19 protein-coding genes are annotated in these 20593 nt (G+C 33.3%); 2 read left to right on the forward strand and 17 right to left on the reverse strand.

The features are described from left to right. Positions 1-28 precede the first annotated feature (28 nt). From coaE to ACFVR2_RS20950, 8 genes are all read right to left on the reverse strand, one after another. The gene (gene coaE, locus ACFVR2_RS20915) at positions 29-622 is read right to left on the reverse strand and encodes a dephospho-CoA kinase (RefSeq protein ID WP_387366257.1); all 594 of its coding nucleotides are present in this window, start codon (positions 620-622) and stop codon (positions 29-31) included. Between the two features lie 74 nt (positions 623-696). Then, positions 697-1341, reverse strand: coding sequence for a sporulation membrane protein YtaF (ytaF, locus tag ACFVR2_RS20920; RefSeq protein ID WP_387366260.1), 645 nt, complete (start codon positions 1339-1341; stop codon positions 697-699). Positions 1342-1399: 58 nt separating this feature from the next. Next, positions 1400-2233 (reverse strand): DNA-formamidopyrimidine glycosylase, encoded by an 834-nt coding sequence (mutM, locus tag ACFVR2_RS20925; protein ID WP_387366262.1) that lies wholly within the window; start codon positions 2231-2233, stop codon positions 1400-1402. Between the two features lie 19 nt (positions 2234-2252). Continuing rightward, positions 2253-4880 carry a DNA polymerase I gene (polA, locus tag ACFVR2_RS20930; protein ID WP_387366852.1) on the reverse strand — a complete coding sequence of 876 codons (2628 nt, stop codon included), beginning with the start codon at positions 4878-4880 and terminating at the stop codon, positions 2253-2255. A gap of 239 nt (positions 4881-5119) precedes the next feature. Beyond that, the gene (locus ACFVR2_RS20935; RefSeq protein ID WP_387366264.1) at positions 5120-5296 is read right to left on the reverse strand and encodes a DUF4177 domain-containing protein; all 177 of its coding nucleotides are present in this window, start codon (positions 5294-5296) and stop codon (positions 5120-5122) included. 382 nt (positions 5297-5678) lie between these two features. Then, a complete protein-coding gene (gene pnpS / locus ACFVR2_RS20940) occupies positions 5679-7445 on the reverse strand; it encodes a two-component system histidine kinase PnpS (RefSeq protein ID WP_387366267.1) in 1767 nt (588 codons plus the stop codon). Next, entirely contained in the window at positions 7438-8154 is a 717-nt protein-coding gene (locus ACFVR2_RS20945) for a winged helix-turn-helix domain-containing protein (RefSeq protein ID WP_335486958.1), read from the reverse strand. Before ACFVR2_RS20945 ends, pnpS begins: the two co-directional genes overlap by 8 nt. Before the next feature lie 185 nt (positions 8155-8339). Beyond that, positions 8340-8810, reverse strand: coding sequence for a MaoC/PaaZ C-terminal domain-containing protein (locus ACFVR2_RS20950; RefSeq protein WP_387366271.1), 471 nt, complete (start codon positions 8808-8810; stop codon positions 8340-8342). Between the two features lie 361 nt (positions 8811-9171). Between ACFVR2_RS20950 and ACFVR2_RS20955 the strand changes: the two genes are divergently transcribed. Continuing rightward, positions 9172-9636: a phage tail protein gene (locus tag ACFVR2_RS20955; RefSeq protein ID WP_387366274.1), complete on the forward strand. Its 465-nt coding sequence runs from the start codon at positions 9172-9174 to the stop codon at positions 9634-9636. A gap of 60 nt (positions 9637-9696) precedes the next feature. Here ACFVR2_RS20955 and mdh read toward each other — a convergent pair whose 3' ends face one another. The 4 genes from mdh to ACFVR2_RS20975 form a co-directional block, all read right to left on the reverse strand. Continuing rightward, on the reverse strand, positions 9697-10635 hold the full coding sequence (gene mdh / locus ACFVR2_RS20960; RefSeq protein WP_172447269.1) for a malate dehydrogenase: 939 nt from the start codon (positions 10633-10635) through the stop codon (positions 9697-9699). Between the two features lie 37 nt (positions 10636-10672). Continuing rightward, complete coding sequence (icd, locus tag ACFVR2_RS20965) at positions 10673-11953, reverse strand: NADP-dependent isocitrate dehydrogenase (protein WP_387366278.1); 1281 nt, start codon at positions 11951-11953, stop codon at positions 10673-10675. Between the two features lie 134 nt (positions 11954-12087). Then, positions 12088-13206 carry a citrate synthase gene (citZ, locus tag ACFVR2_RS20970; protein ID WP_387366281.1) on the reverse strand — a complete coding sequence of 373 codons (1119 nt, stop codon included), beginning with the start codon at positions 13204-13206 and terminating at the stop codon, positions 12088-12090. 174 nt (positions 13207-13380) lie between these two features. After that, entirely contained in the window at positions 13381-13839 is a 459-nt protein-coding gene (locus tag ACFVR2_RS20975; protein ID WP_056472239.1) for a DUF441 domain-containing protein, read from the reverse strand. Positions 13840-13962: 123 nt separating this feature from the next. Here ACFVR2_RS20975 and ytvI point away from each other — a divergent pair, with 123 nt between their 5' ends. Further along, positions 13963-15075, forward strand: a complete 1113-nt coding sequence (gene ytvI, locus ACFVR2_RS20980) for a sporulation integral membrane protein YtvI (protein WP_387366285.1) — start codon at positions 13963-13965, stop codon at positions 15073-15075. A 100-nt stretch (positions 15076-15175) separates the two neighbouring features. Here ytvI and ACFVR2_RS20985 read toward each other — a convergent pair whose 3' ends face one another. The 5 genes from ACFVR2_RS20985 to accD form a co-directional block, all read right to left on the reverse strand. Beyond that, positions 15176-15571, reverse strand: coding sequence for an FxsA family protein (locus tag ACFVR2_RS20985; RefSeq protein ID WP_387366288.1), 396 nt, complete (start codon positions 15569-15571; stop codon positions 15176-15178). 102 nt (positions 15572-15673) lie between these two features. Further along, entirely contained in the window at positions 15674-17428 is a 1755-nt protein-coding gene (pyk, locus tag ACFVR2_RS20990; protein WP_387366291.1) for a pyruvate kinase, read from the reverse strand. A 79-nt stretch (positions 17429-17507) separates the two neighbouring features. Continuing rightward, positions 17508-18467 carry a 6-phosphofructokinase gene (gene pfkA / locus ACFVR2_RS20995; RefSeq protein ID WP_387366294.1) on the reverse strand — a complete coding sequence of 320 codons (960 nt, stop codon included), beginning with the start codon at positions 18465-18467 and terminating at the stop codon, positions 17508-17510. Positions 18468-18713: 246 nt separating this feature from the next. Further along, the gene (gene accA / locus ACFVR2_RS21000) at positions 18714-19664 is read right to left on the reverse strand and encodes an acetyl-CoA carboxylase carboxyl transferase subunit alpha (protein ID WP_387366855.1); all 951 of its coding nucleotides are present in this window, start codon (positions 19662-19664) and stop codon (positions 18714-18716) included. Between the two features lie 5 nt (positions 19665-19669). Further along, positions 19670-20524 (reverse strand): acetyl-CoA carboxylase, carboxyltransferase subunit beta, encoded by an 855-nt coding sequence (gene accD / locus ACFVR2_RS21005; protein WP_387366858.1) that lies wholly within the window; start codon positions 20522-20524, stop codon positions 19670-19672. Positions 20525-20593: the final 69 nt, after the last annotated feature.

A 20593-nucleotide genomic window follows, 5' to 3' on the forward strand; every position in this document is an offset into this window, starting at 1 on the left:
TTTTGGTTAAACTATTTACATTATTTTATTAAATAATTTTATTTAATAGGTCTTTAACTTGTCTTTTTGTATCCTCAAAGTCACCATTGTTATTTATTACATAGTCAGCTCGTGCTGCTTTTTCTTTAACTGGTATTTGAGATGCTATGCGTAAAAGTGCATCCTCTTTCGATAAACCATTACGATTCATCAAACGCTTTAGTTGATTTTCTTCGGACACTGTCACTACAATCACTTTTTCCACCAATTCAATTGAGTTACCCTCATATAAAAGAGGAATATCTAAAATAACAAGTGGTTCACCTTGTTTTATGTATCGATTAGCCTGTTCTTTCATTTCTCGTCTAACTTCCGGATGTACTATTTCGTTAAGTTGTAAGCGCTTTTCTTCATTATTAAAAATAATACTTCCGAGAAATGGTCGATTAATTTCACCAGAATCTAAAAGAATCTCACTTCCGAAAGCTTCAACGATTTTTTTATAAGCAGGTTGTCCAATTCCAACCACTTCTTTTGCAATTACGTCTGCATCAACAATTGGAACATTTAATTCCTTTAAGAAATTGGAAACTGTACTTTTTCCACTTGCAATGCTACCAGTTAGTCCAAAAATTTTACCCATCTTTTATTCTCCTTACACTAAATAAAGAGGACCAAATGGAATAAATCCATTCGGATACACTCTTTCATTATTTTTTACATCTTCATTAATCCAATTAATATTAAAAAAACACCTGGTAAAAAAGTTAACTTTTGAAGCCACAATGTTTTCGATAACACATTTCCTAATTTCATTCCAAATAATAAGAATAAAGCACTTGCAGTAGATGTTACGATTGCCGTCAATAGTGGAGAAAATCCAAGTAATGATGCACCTATACCAGCCCCAAAGGCATCAAGTGAAAGTGCAAACCCAAGTAACATTGCCTCCAATCCATTAATACTACCTGAACGATCTATGTCTGCAGTTGTAGGCTTCTTTAAAATTTTTACGACAACACCTAAAATTTCAAATTCCCAGTCAATCCCTTTATCTTCTATCTCATTTTTTTCTTCTATATTTGATGCTTTATTCGATCGGTAAAATTGAAAAAGTACCCATAATCCTATACCAACAAGTACAAATCCTCCGATTCTTTTTGCTATTATTGGTGAAAAAAAGTCTGTAATTGCATGACCAATCCCCATGGATGTCATTAATATGACCCCTGAACAAGATGCAATTGTGATGATTGATTTTAAAGGAATTTTTACTTTTCGAAGTCCATAAGTAAATCCAACACTGCAGCTATCTAAGCTTAGTGCGCATGCTAGTAGTATTAATGATAGCATATTTACCATAAAAATAGGCCCCTCTCTTTCGTACTCTTGATATAGTATGAAAGAAAGGAACCTTATGTTAATTTTTTTTAGGCTGACAGACCGGGCAAAAAGAAGTACCTCTGCCACCAACTGTTATTTTTTCTATTGGTTGGCCACAATTATGACACGCTAAACCCTTTCTGCCATATACTTTAATGATATCTTGAAAAGTTCCTATTTGCCCTTGTGAATTTACATAAGAACGAATAGTACTTCCACCTAAATCCACAGCCTCTTGTAAAGTTTCTGTAATGGTTTCGGCAAGTAATTTTATTTGTTTAGGCTTTAAAGATGATGCAGGTGTTTCCGGATGAATCTTAGCCCTAAACAAAACCTCATCAACATAAATATTGCCTAAACCGACTACTAATTCCTGATCTAATAAAACGACTTTAATTTTTCGGTTAGTATTTTTAAGCTTTTTTCTTAAATAATCAGCAGTAAACTCATCGGAAAATGGCTCTGGGCCTAATTTAGCAAGTGGAGGTCCCTCTTTCTCCTCACCTTTATTAAATAAATGCATTGTGCCAAATTTACGAACATCTTGATACCGAAGTTCTGTTCCATCTTCAAATAGGAAACGAACATGAGTATGAGGTGCTACAGGTTCTTCCGCTGGGAACACGCGAAATTTCCCTTCCATTCTCAAATGCGAAACAAGTGTAAAATCACTTAATTGAAATAGTAGAAACTTACCTCGACGATTTATATTTTCTACTGTTTGACCTTTTAGTAGAATCTGAAACTCATCTACTTCATTAGGTTTCTTTATTATTTTTCCCCATGAAACGATTACTGTTGAGATTGTTTTCCCAACTATTAAATCCAGTAAAGTTCGTCTGACCGTTTCAACTTCTGGTAATTCAGGCATACAAAGTCATCCTATCTATTTATTTTGCTTCAAACCAAGAATCTCCAAAATTATAATCAACCTTTAAAGGCACTACTAACTCGACTGCATGTTCCATTACTTCTGGTACGATTTTTTCTAAAATTGCTAATTCCTCTTTTGGAGCTTCTAATATTAATTCATCATGTACTTGTAAAATTAATTTGGCCTGAAGCTTTTCTGCTTTAAGACGCTCATCTAGTAAAATCATAGCCTTTTTAATAATATCGGCAGCACTACCTTGGATTGGGGTATTCATCGCTGTTCTTTCAGCAAATCCACGAACATTAAAGTTAGAACTTGAAATTTCAGGAATATAACGACGTCTATTTAAGATTGTACTTACAAATCCATCTAGTTTAGCCTTTTGAACAATATCTGACATATAATCTTTTACTTTTGGAAAACTAGCAAAGTACTTTTCAATGAATATAGCCGCTTCTTTTCTTGTAATACCTAATCCTTGTGATAATCCATAATCACTAATTCCATAAACAATCCCAAAGTTAACAGCTTTTGCTTGTCTTCTCATATTGCTTGTTACCAATTCAGCGCTAACATGGAAAACGTCCATTGCAGTCTTTGTATGAACATCAAAGTCATTTTTAAATGCATCCATTAAATTATCGTCTTGTGCTATATGAGCCAATACCCTTAATTCAATTTGAGAATAGTCAGCAGCAAAGATCAGCCAGTCTTTTTTAGATGCGACGAAAGCTTTTCTAATTTTTCTACCTTCTTCTAAACGAATAGGAATGTTTTGTAGATTAGGATCAATTGAACTTAAACGTCCAGTTTGTGCTAATACTTGATTAAATCGTGTATGAACTTTGGAATCTGATTCATTTATTACTTTTAATAAGCCTTCTACATAAGTAGAATTTAATTTTCCAACTTGACGATAGTGTAGAATTAATCGAATGATTTCATGTTCTGCCTCCAATTTTTCAAGGACATCAGCAGAAGTGGAATAACCAGTTTTTGTTTTTTTACCAGATGGTAAATTTAACTTTTCAAATAATATAACACCTAATTGCTTAGGTGAATTAATATTGAATTTTTCACCAGCTAGTTCATAAATATTCTCTTCAAGTTCTTTTAACGTATTAGCTAGTTCTGAACCCATCGTACGAAGAGTCTCTTCTTTAACTGTTACCCCTTCAAATTCCATATCACCTAAAATAAAAGTTAATGGTAATTCTAATTCTGTTAGTAGTTCAAATTGACTATTTTTTCGCAAGTGTTCTTCTAAAGTTTCATTTAATTTACTAATAGCAATTGTTTTACGAACGATATATTCAGATAAAACGTCATCTGATGGCTTAGTTTGCTTTGCACCCTTACCGTAAATCGATTCGGCAGTTTGAATTGAAAAATCTATTTTACCATTTACTAAATCAGCAAATTCTTTATTAGACTGGGCAGGGTCATATATATATGAAGCAAGTAACGGATCGAAATTGACACCATTTAAATTAATTCCTCTCCACTTCAGTGCAACATAAGCACCTTTTGCATCATATACATTTTTATTAATACGCTCATCCTCAAGCCATTTTTTAAATAGATCCGACTCTAACCCTACAGCTGTTGGAATAAAGAAATGACCTTTTTCATTTGAAAGACCAAATCCTTGAATTTCTTCTGTATGATAATTTTCTCCGATCATTTCAACGATTAAGCTTGAATGATTAGCTAAATGTTTCTCCTCAATTGAATCTAATACTTCATAGTTAATCTCTTCTAGATCTTCAATCGATTCTTTGATGTCCAATTTAGCTAACAATGATGTAAATCCAAGAGATTTAAAAAATTCAGCTACTTTATTCGTATCAGCTTCCGGAAGCGTTGTGTCATTTACAGTTAATTGAATTGGTGAGTTTTTATTAATTGTAGCTAATTGCTTACTCATTAAGGCTTGATCTTTATTTTCACTTAAATTTTGAAGAAGCTTTGCTCCACTTACTTCCTCTATATTTTCATAAAGACCTTCTACAGTTTGAAACTGTTTCAAAAGTTTAATTGCAGTCTTTTCCCCAATACCTGGAACACCAGGAATATTATCAGATTTATCACCCATTAACCCTTTCATATCAATAATTTGATCAGGTGTAATCTCATACTTTTCATGAATCGCTGCAGGGGTAAATTCTTCAACTTCAGTAATGCCCTTTTTAGTCATACTTACTGTAATGCGATCGTCAACTAATTGTAATAAATCTCGATCACCTGAGATGACTTTTACTTCATATTCATCTTTAGAAGCTTGACCAGCAAGTGTACCAATAATGTCATCCGCTTCATAATTCTCTAATTCATAACGTGCAATTCCGTATGTATCTAATAGTTGGCGAACAAGTGGAAACTGTTCACTTAACTCTGGTGGAGTCTTTTGTCTTCCACCTTTATATTCTTTAAATGTACTATGTCTAAATGTTGTTTTCCCTGCATCAAATGCAACAAGCATATGAGTCGGTTTTTCATCTTCAAGAATTTTCATTAACATCATTGTAAATCCATAAATTGCATTCGTATGGACACCTTTATCATTACTCAAAAGTGGCAATGCAAAAAAAGCTCTATAGGCAATACTATTCCCATCAATTAAAACCAATTTCTTCTTCAAAATAGATCCCCTTCCTATTACAAATCTCACTATCTTTTTATGTATAATTTTTATTTCTTACTTTTTCTTTTCATAAAATTAATCGATTCCACATTTCCTTGCTCTTAACATTCTAACATGAACTATCTATAAAAGAAAAAGAGGTCGTCTTTGATTCAGGCATATTAAAAGTTTTTACTCACTCAAATTGAAAGTTGAATAATTATGACTTTTAAGAATGAATCGTAAGACTACCTCTGTAATTAATTTAAGTCGATTTCTCGCTCAAAAATTAGTTCAACACATGAAGCTTCTATTGCTTGCTGATTGTTTACAACCTGATGAAGGCGCCAGCCACTTTTAGCATAGTTCCCAACTACATCATAATAATGACGATTTGATGATTTAGTGTTAACTTTTACAAATTCGTATTCGTACATCTTTATCCACCCTCCGATGTATGATTCAACACTCATAATTTCCCCAAAAATTATAAAAGTAATATGATCAAATAAAGAAAACTCGTCGACTGACAAGCCTTTTAGGCAGTGGCGTAGTTGCACTTATACTTTAATCCTAAAATTGGCAATCACTTCGAGTACGACTCCTCGCTGCCAATTTATACTTTCTTAAAGTGCAATAAAAAGGTATCCACTAGTATGGACACCTTAAAGAGAAAATAAAACAGTTTTAAATATAAAAAATCCCGGAAGTATAACTACTCCCGGTTTAAGACAACTCCTTGGATGAAGGGGTTTTCATCATAACTATAACAAATTTTTATTAATTATTAATAAATACAATGTAAAATCAATGTAAATGTCACATCGAAATATTTTTATTTAATGTTACAATGAATGATGTCCCATGGCCTAGTTTACTTTCAACTTCGATTTTGCCTTTATGTGCTTCGACAAGATGCTTTACGATCGCTAGTCCTAGACCTGTCCCTCCAGAGTTCCTACTTCTTGCTTTATCTACTCGGTAAAAACGTTCGAAAATACGAGATATTTCTTCTTTTCCAATTCCAACCCCTGTGTCATTTACCCTTAATACAATATGGTCATTTGTCTCGGAGGCAGTAATAAATACTTTTCCACCAGCTGGAGTGTAGTGAATTGCGTTATCAACTAAATTAATAATTACTTGTTTTAATCTTAACGCATCAGCATAAACAACTAACGGACTATTCAAGTATAATTTGAAGTCTATATTTTTCTCTTCTGCTTTTTGATTAAGCATTTGCTGTACATCTTCAATAACTTGTTTTGCGGATACTTCTGCAAGATCTAATTTAAAATTCTGTTGCTCAATTTTTGAAAGGTCTAACAAATCTTGAATAAGTGTCTGCATACGATCACTTTCCGTTAAAATAATCGATAAGAAGTTTTTACATAACTCATCATTTTCCATTGCTCCATCTAGAAGTGTTTCAGTAAAACCTTTAATAGATGTAATTGGCGTTTTAAGCTCGTGAGATACATTTGCAAAAAAATCTTTTCGAACTTGCTCTAATTTCTTTAATTCACTTATGTCATGGAAAACAAGAACGATTCCTTTCCACTCGTGATTGATTCCAATAATTGGTGCACCATATATTTCAAAATGTTTTCTTTCAATTGATAATGGCAGAATGATTTGCTTTCTAACTTTTATTTCTTTTAGAAAAATTTCTTCCACAATTTCAATGACTTCTTTATGTTTAAATGCGTCATAATAAAGCTCACCCAATATACCTCTCGAGTCAACTTTGAATGTTTCTCGATATGTTTTATTAATTAGGTTTACATGACCTCTACTATTAATTAAAACAACCCCGCTACCAATATTATGGATCAGTGTGTTTAAACGATCTTGCTGCATTTCTTGTTGACTAGTCATTTCTTGCAGATTTTTTGCAAGTACATTCATCGCTTGACTTAACATTGTTGTCGATTCATTACTTTCAGTTAATGTTCTAGCTTTATAATTCCCTTTGGATAATTCAATTGCAACTTGTGTAATATCTTCAATCGGTTTTGAAAATTGATGCGAGTATCGTATCAGTAAAACTATGATGGCAAATAAAACAAAACCTAATAATGAAAATAATAACATCGAAATACTTCGGTAAACTTCTTTGATTGATTTAGTTGAATAATCAACAATTAAAAATTGCTTATTGCCATGTTTATCTGTTATTTTCTTGCCATAATATTTAGCTGGAGAATCTTTTTCTATAAATTTAGCTGCATTCTCTACTTTATCAAGTCGTTCTAGATATGCTTTTAAATTCTTTGAAGATATATTCAATTCCACATTCTCATTGCTAGATTTAGCGATAAGATTATAATGATCATCAAATAATATAATATCGATATTTAAGTCCTTTGATATCTTTTTTAACGTTTGATTAGATATATTCTTTGTTAATGGTGTATTTGACTCCATTATTGAAGCAATTAAGTTAGTCTCTTTTTCAATTCTTTGATCATAGTTTGTCAGATAAAAGGATTTAAAAATTTGCCCTAGAACGATTCCTAATATAACAAGAATAACGATTATTATTGCAGAAAATCCATAGAGCAATTTTCGATTTAAATTACTCATTTAATCTTGGTTCCTCTAATTTATATCCTAATCCACGAATTGTTTTTATATAAACTGGTTTTTTTGAATCTAGTTCAATTTTTTCTCTTAAATGGCTAATATGAACATCGACAATTCGAGTGTCTCCAGCAAAATCATAATTCCAAACAGCACTTAATAATTGATCTCGAGTTAATACTCTACCTTTATTTTTCGTTAAATATAATAATAACTCAAATTCTTTAGGTGTTAACTCCAGTTTTTCACCTTGGAAATATGCTTCATAATACTCAGGTAAGATTTTTAATTCAGCTATTATTAAAGTGTCAGCATCGTCGTTTGATTGTACTGGAGTCTCAGTAATTTTAGATCTTCTTAAAATCGCTTTAACTCTTGCTACGACTTCCCTTGGGCTAAAAGGTTTTGTCATGTAATCATCAGCACCTAGTTCAAGTCCTAATACTTTATCAAATTCATCATCTTTTGCTGTAACCATTAAAATAGGCGTAGTATTTCTTTGAAGTCTTAATTCTTTACATACTTCCATACCATCTTTTTTAGGTAGCATTAGATCTAAAACAATTAATTCTGGCTTTTCCTCTACAGCCTTTTGTAAACCTTCTTCCCCATCAGTAGCTGTAACAACTTGAAAGCCAGCTTGTTCTAAGTTAAATTTGATTAAAGTTAAGATATGCTCTTCATCGTCTACTACAAGAATTTTATTGTTCATTTCATATCCTCCAGGTTATTGTTAAACCCTCATCCATTTATTTCCTATTTATTTATCTTTATCTACTTTTTAATCATACTAAAAATTCGATCAGACGTAAAACGTAAAAAGCAGTTTGGAGAGGAATGGAAAGTTCTTACAAAAGTAAAACAACAAAAAAAGAATGTCAGTTGACATTCTTTAAGTTAAAAATTTTCATATAGAAGAGCATTCGATTGGTTTACCGTTGGTGGAATTACTGTCAGTTTTCCACTTGCAATTTCAGTTTGTGTTTTATTTAAAACGCTTACATTAATGCATACTTCATTTAGATCTAAGTTAATTTCGACTACTTCAAAATGAATTGAAATTGTTTCATTATGATATATATGTTGGTCGAATTGAAGTTCTTTTTTAACAATATGACTTCCTGGTCCAGGTAAGTGTTTTGTAACTGCTGCAGAGACTAATCCGCTAATAATAAAACTTGGAACAATCGGTTTATTATATTTAGTTTGCGAAGCATAATTGTATTGAGTATATAATGGGTTTGTATCGCCTGTTAAAGCCAGGTATAAGTAAATATGTTTTTCATCAATATGTTCTGTTACAATTAACTTTTCACCAATTGAAATGTCTTCAAGTTTTCGTCCGATTTTTGCTTTTTTAGTTAACATATTAAACCCCCTGTTTATCTTAATATTTTAAAAATTCGATAAACAACAGCAAATTTCCTTCTTAATCGGCAAAATTTTTATAAAAAAACTTATAAAAAATTTTAATAGTCATCTATTCATATTTTTCCCCTTATGGAAGATAAAATTCTATCTTTCTCCTTAATAAGTAATTTAAATACTCCGAATGCGTATTGACTTTTAAATTCGTTTACCATGTATAAAAAATCATGTGGTTTGTGTCATAAGAAACTCGTACATACTTATATCGTGAAATGTCATTTCGGAAGCATAAGTTTTTGGTATAATTTAGTAGATAAGATGTTTGAATTAAAGTTTGGCTAATTGAAAAGGAGAGATGGAAATGTCCTATACGGTTGATTTTAAAAATGTGTCTACGATTGGTTTAGAGTCTTCCCCTGTTGTTGATGCACTTGCTGGTTTACGCGCTAATGAGGCTCGTTATTTTATGAACAAGTACAAACATGAATTTACAGTTGTACCAGCTAGTGAAAGTCAGGAGACGCTTGATTATGTGAACCGAATTTTGAAAGAAGAACGTGATATCGAATTCGCTGCTAAACCTTTAGAAACTTCTCGTTTTCAAGTGGAAAATATTAAATTTACCTACCTCTTTTATGAAGATGGTCTTTCGGTCAATGTTATGTATACGGTTGATGATCCTAAAAAGCGTGCTGTTGGTTTTAAACTTTCTGACGGAATGGAAATACCAATGGAGTTAGTAGAGAAATTTAAGTTTGCTAGGCAGAAGTCTAAACTAGCTGGAACGATTCGTGGCTCGTATTTTGTTATTAAAGGTGAATATTAAAATAGATTAAAAATCAAAAGACCCACAAGGTAAATTCTAATTACCTTGTGGGTCTTCTTTTTAAGCCAAAACGTTCATAACGTTTTTGACAGCTGCAACTGAGCGATCTAATGCTGTTTTTTCATCAGCAGTCAAATCTAATTCGATAATTTGTTCAATACCGTTTCCGCCAATAATCGTAGGAACTCCTAAGTAAATACCGCTGTAACCATATTCGCCTTCTAAATAAGCAATTGTAGGTAACACGCGACGTTGATCCTTAAGTATAGCTTCAACCATTTCTACTAGAGATGCAGCAGGTGCATAATAAGCACTTCCGTTACCTAGTAGATTAACGATTTCTCCGCCACCTTTACGAGTACGTTCAACAATAGCATCTAAACGATCTTTTGGAATTAATTTTTCTAATGGAATACCACCAGCATATGAATAACGCACTAATGGTACCATATCGTCTCCGTGACCACCTAAAACAAATCCAGTAATATCTTTAACAGATAAATTTAATTCTTGAGCTACGAACGTTCTGAAACGAGCTGTGTCAAGAACTCCAGATTGTCCTATAACGCGGTGTTTAGGAAAACCAGCTTCTTTGTATACTGTATAAGTCATTGCATCAACCGGGTTGGTTAAAACAACGATTGTACAGTTAGGAGAGTATTTTACGATTTCACGAGTAACTGCTTTCATGATGTTTGAGTTAGTTGATACTAGATCATCACGGCTCATACCCGGTTTACGAGCGATACCTGCTGTGATTACTACTACATCTGAATCAGCTGTGTCAGCATAATCACTAGTACCAATAATATTAGCATCAAATCCTTGAACTGGACTTGCTTCAAGCATATCTAAGGCTTTGCCCTTAGTAGGGTTCTCTAGTTGTGGAATATCAACTATTACTACATCCCCTAATTCTTTTTGTGCAAGCAAGAAAGCTGTTGTAGCACCAGTAAATCCAGCACCTACTACGGAAATTTTACGTCTACGAATTGACATACAAATACCTCCCTTTTTGTTTACAAACACAATTTAATTATACAAGAACTGATTCCATATTTGAAATTAATTCGCTTGCAAATTCAGAACATTTCACTTCTGTAGCTCCATCCATAAGACGAGCAAAGTCATAAGTAACAACTTTTGAAGCGATTGTTTTTTCCATTGATTTAAGAATCATAGAAGCTGCTTCATTCCAACCCATATGCTCAAGCATTAATACTCCAGAAAGAACAACTGAAGATGGGTTTACTTTATCTAATCCAGCGTATTTAGGTGCTGTACCATGTGTAGCTTCAAAAATAGCATGTCCAGTTTCATAATTGATATTTGCTCCAGGAGCGATACCGATACCACCAACTTGAGCAGCAAGTGCATCAGAAATATAGTCACCATTTAAGTTCATTGTAGCCACTACATCGAACTCACGTGGTCTAGTTAAGATTTGTTGTAAGAAGATATCAGCAATGCTGTCTTTTACTAGGATTTTACCAGCTTTTTCTGCTTCATCCATTGCTTTGTTAGCAGCATCTTTACCGCTTGTTTCTACAATGCGATCGTATTCTGCCCATGTAAATACTTTATCGCCGAATTCTTGCTCAGCAACTTCATAACCCCAGTTCTTAAATGCACCTTCAGTAAATTTCATGATGTTACCTTTATGAACTAAAGTTAAAGATTTACGGTTTTCTTGAATTGCATAATTAATTGCTGCACGTACAAGACGTTTTGTACCTTCTTCAGAAATTGGTTTAATACCGATACCAGATGTTTCTGGGAAACGGATTTTATTAACACCCATTTCTTTTTGTAAGAATTCGATAACTTTTTGAACTGCTTCAGAACCTTTTTCATATTCGATACCAGCATAGATATCTTCAGTGTTTTCACGGAAAATTACCATATCTGTATCTTCTGGACGTTTAACAGGTGAAGGTACACCTTCAAAGTAACGTACAGGACGTAAGCACACAAATAAATCTAATTCTTGACGTAGAGCAACGTTTAAAGAACGAATTCCACCACCAACTGGAGTTGTTAAAGGTCCTTTAATTGCGATCATGTACTCTTCTATTAAGTTTAAAGTTTCTTGTGGTAACCATTCACCAGTAACATTAAATGCTTTTTCACCAGCAAGAACTTCTTTCCATTCAATTTTACGATTACCATTATATGCTTTTTCTACAGCTGCATCTAAAACACGTGAAGATGCTGCCCAAATATCTGGGCCTGTACCGTCGCCTTCAATAAAAGGAATAATTGGATTGTTTGGCACGTTTAATTGGCCGTCTACTAATGTAATTTTTTCAGCTTGCATTACATGCTCCCCCTTGTATAAATAAATTAAATTCATTAAAATACATGCTTTTGAGAGGAAGATTCCTCTTCCTCTCTTTACTATACCACTATTATTCGAATATTAAATACTATTTTAAGTATTCAATTTCTTCTTTATGCACGCTCTTCAATTGGAATGTAAGAGTTTTTCTCTGGTCCTGTATAATCTGCACGCGGACGAATAATACGATTATTTTCATATTGTTCTAAAATGTGTGCAGTCCAACCAGACATACGGCTAATAGCAAAGATTGGAGTAAATAAATCATGTTCAATTCCTAAGCTGTGATAAACAGATGCAGAGTAGAAATCAACATTTGGTGGAATATTCTTTTGAGTTGTAACAAGTTCTTCAATTTTTTCAGACATTGTGTACCATTTTAACTCTCCAGTAATTGCACCTAATTGACGAGACATTTCTTTTAAATGTTTCGCACGTGGGTCCCCACCACGGTATACGCGATGTCCGAATCCCATAATTTTAGCTTTAGCATCCATTTTCTCTTGAATGTAAGGTTCAACATTTTCAATCTCACCGATTTCAGCTAACATTTTCATAACGCTTTCATTTGCGCCACCGTGTAATGGACCTTTTAAAGCTCCAATCGCAGCTGTAATACCTGAATAAATATCAGATAATGTCGCTACGCAAACGCGTGCAGTAAATGTTGAAGCATTTAATTCATGGTCAGCATGTAGTACTAAAGCCTTATTAATTGCTTCTTCTGCAATTTCATTAGGTTTATCACCAGTTAGCATGTATAAGAAGTTTGCTGAGAATGATAAATCTTTATTAGGAGCGACTGGTTCAAACCCCTGGCGAATTCGAGAAAACGCTGCCACAAATGTTGAAATTTTAGCTTGAAGTTGGATTGCTTTAAGATAATTTGAATCTGAGTCCATTGCTTCAGCATTTTTGTCATACATTGCAAGCATTGAAATAACTGTACGTAATACAGTCATAGGATGTACATTTTTTAAGTTAGTTGATTTTAAGTAAGTAATAACTTCTTCTGGTAACTCAGCATTATCTGCTAATTGAGAAGTAAGTTCTTTAAGTTGAACCTTATTTGGTAATTTGCGATGCCATAATAAATATACTACTTCTTCAAAATTTGCATATTCTGCTAATTCATCAATACCGATACCCACATACGTTAATGTATCATCAATAATAGAACTTATAGAAGTCGTAGCTGCTACAACACCCTCTAAACCACTTTTAACTGTCATATTCCCCTCTCTCCTTTACGCAAAAATTTCCCTAGTATTAATACATACATATACTGGTATAACTCTTTTAAATTACCGAGTATACATAGAAAGGAACCCTACTATCATTTATTATAAACAATAATCTGACTTTTGTGAATGAAAACAATTTACTAAAATATAATTATTATGCAATTACTTAATTAATTCTACAATCCAAATGAATAGATATGCGATTCCAGCTCCAATTAAAGGCCCTACTGCAACCCCTTTAAATACTGCTACAGAAAGTACAGTACCTAGTACTAATGCCGCTGTAATTTGTGGACTAGTAGCTAATAATTGTACTCCACCTTTTGCCAAAAGAGCCACGGCGATCCCTGAAAGTAGTGCGATCCAGGCAACAGGGGTTTTTAATGCATCAATCAAATTTTTAAAACCGATTTCACCTGTCGCGATTGGTACTAAGACAGCAATCGTAATAACCGTTACCCCTAAATTTATACCTTTTGATTGCATATAAGGAAATACTCGATCTCCTAGAGGAGTATATTTTAGTACTAACAATACTATAATTGAAATAATTAAAGAGTTATTTTTAGCAATTGCACCAATTAATAATAAAACTAAAAGAAATATTGTCGATTCACTCATTTGTTAGTATCCCCTTAATGTATAATTTATTAATAAATACTACCAAACTTTACTATTATAAAAAAATAATTCTTGATAAAATAAGACAAGAGGACTCATTTCACTTTGGAAGGAGGTAAAAGTTTGAATAGAACTTTAGTTTTTCAGATCATTCGGTTTTTATTTGTAATCGCATGTACTATATTAGGTCTTTACGTGGCACTATTCATCTCAAAACTTACATACCCTTTCATCATTGCTTTAATCATTGCATACTTTTTAAATCCACTAGTAAATTTATTAAACGAAAAAGCCAGAATACCAAGAGGAATAGCAGCATTTTTATCAATTATTTTACTACTAGCTGTTCTAGCAGGATTATTTACATTATTAATTACGGAAATCATTTCAGGTTCAACCTATTTAATTCAAGTTGTTCCAGAAAGCTTTGAACGATTAATTTATTTCGTTGAAAATATTGTTACTGATAAGGTGATTCCTTTATATGACTTAATTATGAGTAAATATAGTCAACTCGGCGCTGGGCAACAACTAACGATTCGCACAAATATACAATCGATTGGCGATTCTGCAATTAATCTAGGAAAAGAAGCATTAAACGGAATTATTGTAGGAATTAAATTAGTAATCGCTTTATTACCAAATACGGCTACCTTAATATTCGTTTCTTTATTAGCAACATTTTTTATTAGTAAAGATTGGTACAAAATAAAAAATTTATTCGCAAAATATACTCCAGATCGAATTCAACAATACAGCAAAACAATTTTTATTGATTTACGAAAAGCTTTATTCGGTTTTATTAAAGCACATATCACTCTTATTTCTATGACGACAGTGCTAGTCTTAATCGGATTATTAATATTAAGAATTCCTTTCGCAATCACTATAGCTATTCTAATCGGCTTCATCGATTTACTTCCTTACTTAGGAACTGGCTTAATTTTCGTACCATGGATCTTATATACATTTCTGTCTAGCGATTATAAATTAACGATTGGTCTCGCAATTTTATATGGTGTTGTAATTGTACAACGTCAACTTGCAGAGCCAAAAGTTCTATCTTCAAATATTGGACTACAACCACTTCCTACTTTAATCTCGTTATTTGTTGGTTTTAAATTTTTTGGTCTACTAGGATTGATTGCCGGTCCAGTAACATTAGTAATTTTATCAACTTTGTATCGAGCAAGAGTCTTCCATGAACTTTGGTATTATATTAGAGGTTCACATTAAACTGAATATCAAATTTTTATTTCTTTGCAAATTAAAACGAGAAAGCTAACTGCTTTCTCGTTTTTTGTCTCTTATAAAACATCTTTTGCATTTCCAATGTTTATTTCTTTATAAATCCCGTCCAAACAACATTACCTTTTAGCCTTTTCATAACAAAATAAATAAGTTGTTGAACAAACTTGATTCTAATTGGTTTAATTAGCAACACGATTGCTAATAAGTCGGTAACTGGTCCCGGAATAAAAAATAGGAGGCCAATTAGAAAGAATGATAATCCCTCTATCATGATTAAATCTGGCATTTTGCCTGCCCGAAGCTGTTCTCCGGCTTGTTGTTTAACTGTAACCCAAACGGTTCTCATGATATATATACCAATCAAAAACGTACCAATTAGCCAAAGAAACACTGATAATGAACCAATTACTTTACCAAGTAATGTTAAACAGATTAAATCAATTACTGGGATTAACAATAGCCAACCAACAAGTTTTTTCATGATAGTTTCACCTCATGCTTAGAATTAAAAATATCTCTTATTTCATCTTATTCATATCAAAAAATAAAGAGAAGGAAACTTTGTCCTTCTCTTTATTATATCTTAAAATATGCTTTTATGTCCTGTACTAACTATTCCTCTAGAAGCATCTACTGTAACAGCTTGACCGTTTACTAAGATGTTCGTTGCATTTTCAACTCCAACAATTACTGGAATTCCTAAGCTAACACCTACTACTGCAGCATGGCTAGTTAATCCACCTTCTTCAGTAATAATAGCTGCTGCTCTTTCAATTGCTGGCATCATGTCTCTATCTGTACTATTTGTTACTAAAATACTTCCTGGAGTAACTTTCGAAACAGCTTCTTCACCTGTTTTTGCGATGACAACTTTTCCTGCAGCAGTTTTGCGACCAATACCTTGCCCTTGAGCGATCACGTCACCTACTACATGAATTTTCATCATATTTGTCATACCTGTTTCACCAACTGGTAATCCAGCAGTAATGATGACAGTATCACCATTTGAAACAAATTTAGCGTCTTGAGCCGCTTCCATAGCATGTTGTAACATTTCATCAGTTGAGTTTGCTCTCTCTCTATATTGAGTTTGAACTCCCCAAACTAAAGTTAGGCGACGACAAATACGAATATCAGATGTAATAGCTAAAATTGGTGCTTTTGGACGATATTTTGAAATCATTTTCGCAGTATGTCCACTCTCAGTAGGAGCAATAATTGCAGCTACTTTTAAGTTTAAAGCCGTTGCTGCAACCGATTGACCAATAGCATCTGTAATTGTACCTTTATTTTCTCTTTGGCGCTTTTTAAATAACTCTTCGTATTGTAAGCTTTTTTCAATTCGAAGCGCAATTGAGTTCATCATTGAAACAGATTCGACTGGATATGAACCTGCAGCAGTTTCTCCTGATAACATAATTGCATCAGTTCCATCAAGAATAGCATTTGCAACATCACTTGCCTCTGCTCGTGTAGGTCGAGGATTACGTTGCATTGAATCTAACATTTGAGTAGCTGTAATTACAGGCTTACCTAAATTATTACATTTTTTAATTAATAATTTTTGAACGATTGGTACCTCTTCTGGTGGAATTTCTACGCCCATATCACCACGTGCAACCATTAAACCATCTGAAACCTCAAGAATTTCATCGATATTATCGATCCCTTCTTGGTTTTCGATTTTTGGTATAATTTGAATATACTCAGCGCCATGTTTACCTAAAAGTTCACGAATTTCTAATACGTCAGAAGCTTTACGAACGAAAGATGCAGCAATAAAATCAACATTTTGCTCAATACCAAATTCGATATCACTTATATCTTTTTCTGTAATACCAGGTAAATTCACACGTACATTTGGTACGTTTACACCTTTTTTATTTTTTACTAAACCGCTGTTTAACACTTTAGTACGAATATCATTTCCTTCAATACCGATTACTTCTAATCCTATTAATCCATCATCAATAAGAATTTTAGAACCAACATGTACGTCGTCAATTAATCCTTCGTAAGATACTGCAAATTTTTCTGCTGTACCCACTACTGGTTCAGTAGTAATAATCACTTCATTTCCAGTTTTTAATTCTGCTTGGCCACCTTCAAAATCTAAAGTACGAATTTCAGGACCTTTTGTATCTAAAAGAATCGCTACAGTTCTACCAGTTTTTTTTGAAGCCTCGCGGATACTTATAATTCTTGCTGCATGCTCTTCATGAGAACCATGCGAGAAATTTAAACGTGCTACGTTCATTCCTGCATTAATTAACTCTACTAATTTTTCTACCGATTCACTAGCAGGACCAATCGTACAAACTATTTTTGTTTTACGCATTTTTTACCCTCCAAATTTATCTAAAACTCTAAACTATTACGAAATTTATGAAATCGATTGCTCAATTAAATCTACCTAATTAAATTGAAAGTTCTTGAGATAATTGATACATATCTCGATCAAGTTCATGCTTTTGAGATAGTGCTTCGATAATATCATGGTCAACTAACTTATTATTTTGTATTCCAACACAACGTCCACCTTTGCCATCCATAAGTAGTTCAACCGCTCTCGCTCCTAGACGACTTGCTAAAACTCGATCAGCAGCACTTGGTGAACCACCACGTTGAACATGTCCTAAAACTGTTACACGCGTGTCAAAGTGAGTTCGTTCTTGTATTACTTTACCAATCTCAATTGCACTTCCAACGCCTTCTGCAACTACAATGATACTATGTTTTTTACCACGCTCACTACCACGATTTAATTTACTAATAATATCATCCATATCATAGTCACATTCAGGTATTAAAATTGTTTCTGCTCCATCAGCTAAACCTGCCCATAATGCTATATCACCTGCATTACGCCCCATAACTTCAATTACATATGTACGTTCATGTGATGTCGCTGTATCACGAATTTTATCAATGGCATCAATAACAGTATTTAATGCTGTATCGAATCCAATTGTAAAATCTGTACCTGGAATATCATTATCAATTGTACCTGGAACACCAACACAAGGATAACCATGTTCAGTCAGCTTCTTTGCACCCTGATATGATCCATCTCCACCAATAACAACTAATCCTTCAATTCCAAACTTTTTAAGTTGTTCGATCCCTTTCATTTGTCCTTCTAATGTTTTAAATTCTGGACAACGTGCACTAAGTAGTTTTGTCCCACCACGATGAATAATATCACCAACAGAACCTAACTCTAGCTTCTCAATATTTCCATTAATAAGACCAGAATAACCTTGGTATACACCATAAACTTCTAGGCCATGAAAAATCGCTTTCCTTACAACTGCACGTACAGCTGCGTTCATTCCTGGAGAGTCTCCTCCACTAGTTAATACGCCAATTCTTTTCATTATGTATTCACCTCAATGATTTTACCTTATGCATTTATTCATTTTAATAAAGTACCATGTAATGCCTATTTAAACAATAGAAATAATGTGAACTTTTTCATAAACTTTTTTTAATGAATGAAGCACTTTTAAAAAGTATGACGACAGGCTTTATGCATATTGCTATTTTTCACTAATTTTTAAAAAAAAATACAAAAAGAGCATGCTAACATATTGTTTCACACACTCTAGAAGTTAAACTAAATATTATTGGCTAAAAGAAATTTTTCCTAACTTTGCGTGTTTTTCATATCGTTGCTGAACTAGCTCTTCTTTATCCATAGATATCAGTGACTTTAATGTTTCGTATAAGTACTTATCGATATATTTAGCCTGTTGTTCAACATCATTTTGTGCTCCACCTTTTACTTCAGGTATAATTTGGTCAACTACACCTAATTCTAATAAGTCCGGAGCTGTAATTTTCATTGTTTCAGCTGCTCTACGTGCTTGTGAAGAATCTTTCCATAATAATGCTGCTGCACCTTCTGGTGAAATAACAGAGTAAGTTGAGTTTTCTAACATTAGTAACTTATTACCAATTCCTAATGCTAACGCTCCACCACTACCACCTTCGCCAATTACAATACAAATAGTAGGTACTTTTAAGCCTGCCATTTCAAAAATATTACGGGCAATTGCTTCGCTTTGTCCACGCTCTTCAGCTGCCTTACCAGGATATGCACCTTTTGTATCGATAAACGCAATAATCGGTCTGTTAAATTTCTCTGCTTGCTTCATTAAACGAAGTGCTTTTCGGTACCCTTCAGGATGTGGCATACCGAAATTACGTCTAATATTCTCTTTTGTATCTTTACCACGTTGATGTCCAACGACAGTAACCGGTAATCCACGATAAGATGCGATACCTGATACGATTGCAGCATCGTCTCCGAATAATCGATCACCATGACACTCAAAGAAATCTGTAAATAATCTATTAACATAATCTAAAGTAGTTGGTCGTTCTGGATGTCTAGCAACTTGTACACGATCCCAAACTCCCATGTTACCGTATATTTCATTTTCTAAGGTTTTTAAACGTTCTTCTAAACGTCTGATTTCTTCAGAAAAATCAACATCATGTTGACTTGTATAAACCTTTAGTTCGTCTATTTTCGTCTTTAGTTCATGAATCGGTTTTTCGAATTCTAACATAACCACTATTGCAAGACACCCCCTTGATGTAAGTTAAGGATTGCAAATAATTTTGAACGTAATTCTAATCGTGAAATGACTGCATCAAGCTGACCATGATTCAATAGGAATTCAGCAGTTTGGAAGTCTTCAGGTAATTCTTCACGGATCGTTTGCTCGATAATACGTCTACCAGCAAAACCGATTAAAGCACCAGGCTCAGCAAAGTTAAAATCACCTAAAGACGCAAAACTAGCAGATACTCCACCTGTAGTTGGATTTGTCATTATTGAAATTGCTAAATAACCTAGTTCACTATGCTTTTTAAGCGCAGCACTAGTTTTTGCCATTTGCATTAAACTTAAAATACCTTCCTGCATACGAGCTCCGCCAGATGCAGTAAAAATAATAAATGGTGAACCGTCAGATGAAGCACGCTCAACTGCACGAGTTATTTTCTCTCCGACAACAGATCCCATGCTTCCCATTCGGAATCTAGCATCCATAACTGCAATTACAACAGGAATTCCGTCGATTCTTCCTTTTCCTGTAACAATAGCCTCATTAAGCTCTGTTTTTTTACGATCACCTTCAAGCTTCTCTATGTAATCTGGGAAGTGTAAAGGATTTGCAGAAATCATATTTTGATCAAACTCTTCAAAAGTATCTTCATCAATTAAGCTTTCGATTCTTTCGAATGCTGTCATTTGATGGTGATATCCACAACTATTACAAACTTTTAAGTTTTTTATTAATTCTTTTGTAATACTAATTTTTTTACATTTAGGACATTTTGTCATAACACCGTCAGGTAAATCTTGTCTTATTACTTCTGAAGGTATAGATGCATATTTTTTCTTTTTGGAAAATAAGTCTTTTATTTGCAACCTAATTCCTCCTAACTTTTTTAGTACTAAATACTAATAGGATACTATAAATGTTATACACTT

Origin of the sequence: Gottfriedia sp. NPDC057991 (assembly GCF_042886615.1) — a bacterium.
GTDB lineage: Bacteria > Bacillota > Bacilli > Bacillales > Bacillaceae_G > Gottfriedia.

Bases quoted from the DNA above. Each gene is read 5' to 3' on its own strand.
- coaE (WP_387366257.1), bottom strand. From the start codon at position 622: ATGGGTAAAATTTTTGGACTAACTGGTAGCATTGCAAGTGGAAAAAGT.
- ytaF (WP_387366260.1), bottom strand. From the start codon at position 1,341: ATGGTAAATATGCTATCATTAATACTACTAGCATGCGCACTAAGCTTA.
- mutM (WP_387366262.1), bottom strand. From the start codon at position 2,233: ATGCCTGAATTACCAGAAGTTGAAACGGTCAGACGAACTTTACTGGAT.
- ACFVR2_RS20935 (WP_387366264.1), bottom strand. From the start codon at position 5,296: ATGTACGAATACGAATTTGTAAAAGTTAACACTAAATCATCAAATCGT.
- pnpS (WP_387366267.1), bottom strand. From the start codon at position 7,445: ATGAGTAATTTAAATCGAAAATTGCTCTATGGATTTTCTGCAATAATA.
- ACFVR2_RS20945 (WP_335486958.1), bottom strand. From the start codon at position 8,154: ATGAACAATAAAATTCTTGTAGTAGACGATGAAGAGCATATCTTAACT.
- ACFVR2_RS20950 (WP_387366271.1), bottom strand. From the start codon at position 8,810: ATGTTAACTAAAAAAGCAAAAATCGGACGAAAACTTGAAGACATTTCA.
- ACFVR2_RS20955 (WP_387366274.1), top strand. From the start codon at position 9,172: ATGTCCTATACGGTTGATTTTAAAAATGTGTCTACGATTGGTTTAGAG.
- mdh (WP_172447269.1), bottom strand. From the start codon at position 10,635: ATGTCAATTCGTAGACGTAAAATTTCCGTAGTAGGTGCTGGATTTACT.
- icd (WP_387366278.1), bottom strand. From the start codon at position 11,953: ATGCAAGCTGAAAAAATTACATTAGTAGACGGCCAATTAAACGTGCCA.
- citZ (WP_387366281.1), bottom strand. From the start codon at position 13,206: ATGACAGTTAAAAGTGGTTTAGAGGGTGTTGTAGCAGCTACGACTTCT.
- ACFVR2_RS20975 (WP_056472239.1), bottom strand. From the start codon at position 13,839: ATGAGTGAATCGACAATATTTCTTTTAGTTTTATTATTAATTGGTGCA.
- ACFVR2_RS20985 (WP_387366288.1), bottom strand. From the start codon at position 15,571: ATGAAAAAACTTGTTGGTTGGCTATTGTTAATCCCAGTAATTGATTTA.
- pyk (WP_387366291.1), bottom strand. From the start codon at position 17,428: ATGCGTAAAACAAAAATAGTTTGTACGATTGGTCCTGCTAGTGAATCG.
- pfkA (WP_387366294.1), bottom strand. From the start codon at position 18,467: ATGAAAAGAATTGGCGTATTAACTAGTGGAGGAGACTCTCCAGGAATG.
- accA (WP_387366855.1), bottom strand. From the start codon at position 19,664: ATGTTAGAATTCGAAAAACCGATTCATGAACTAAAGACGAAAATAGAC.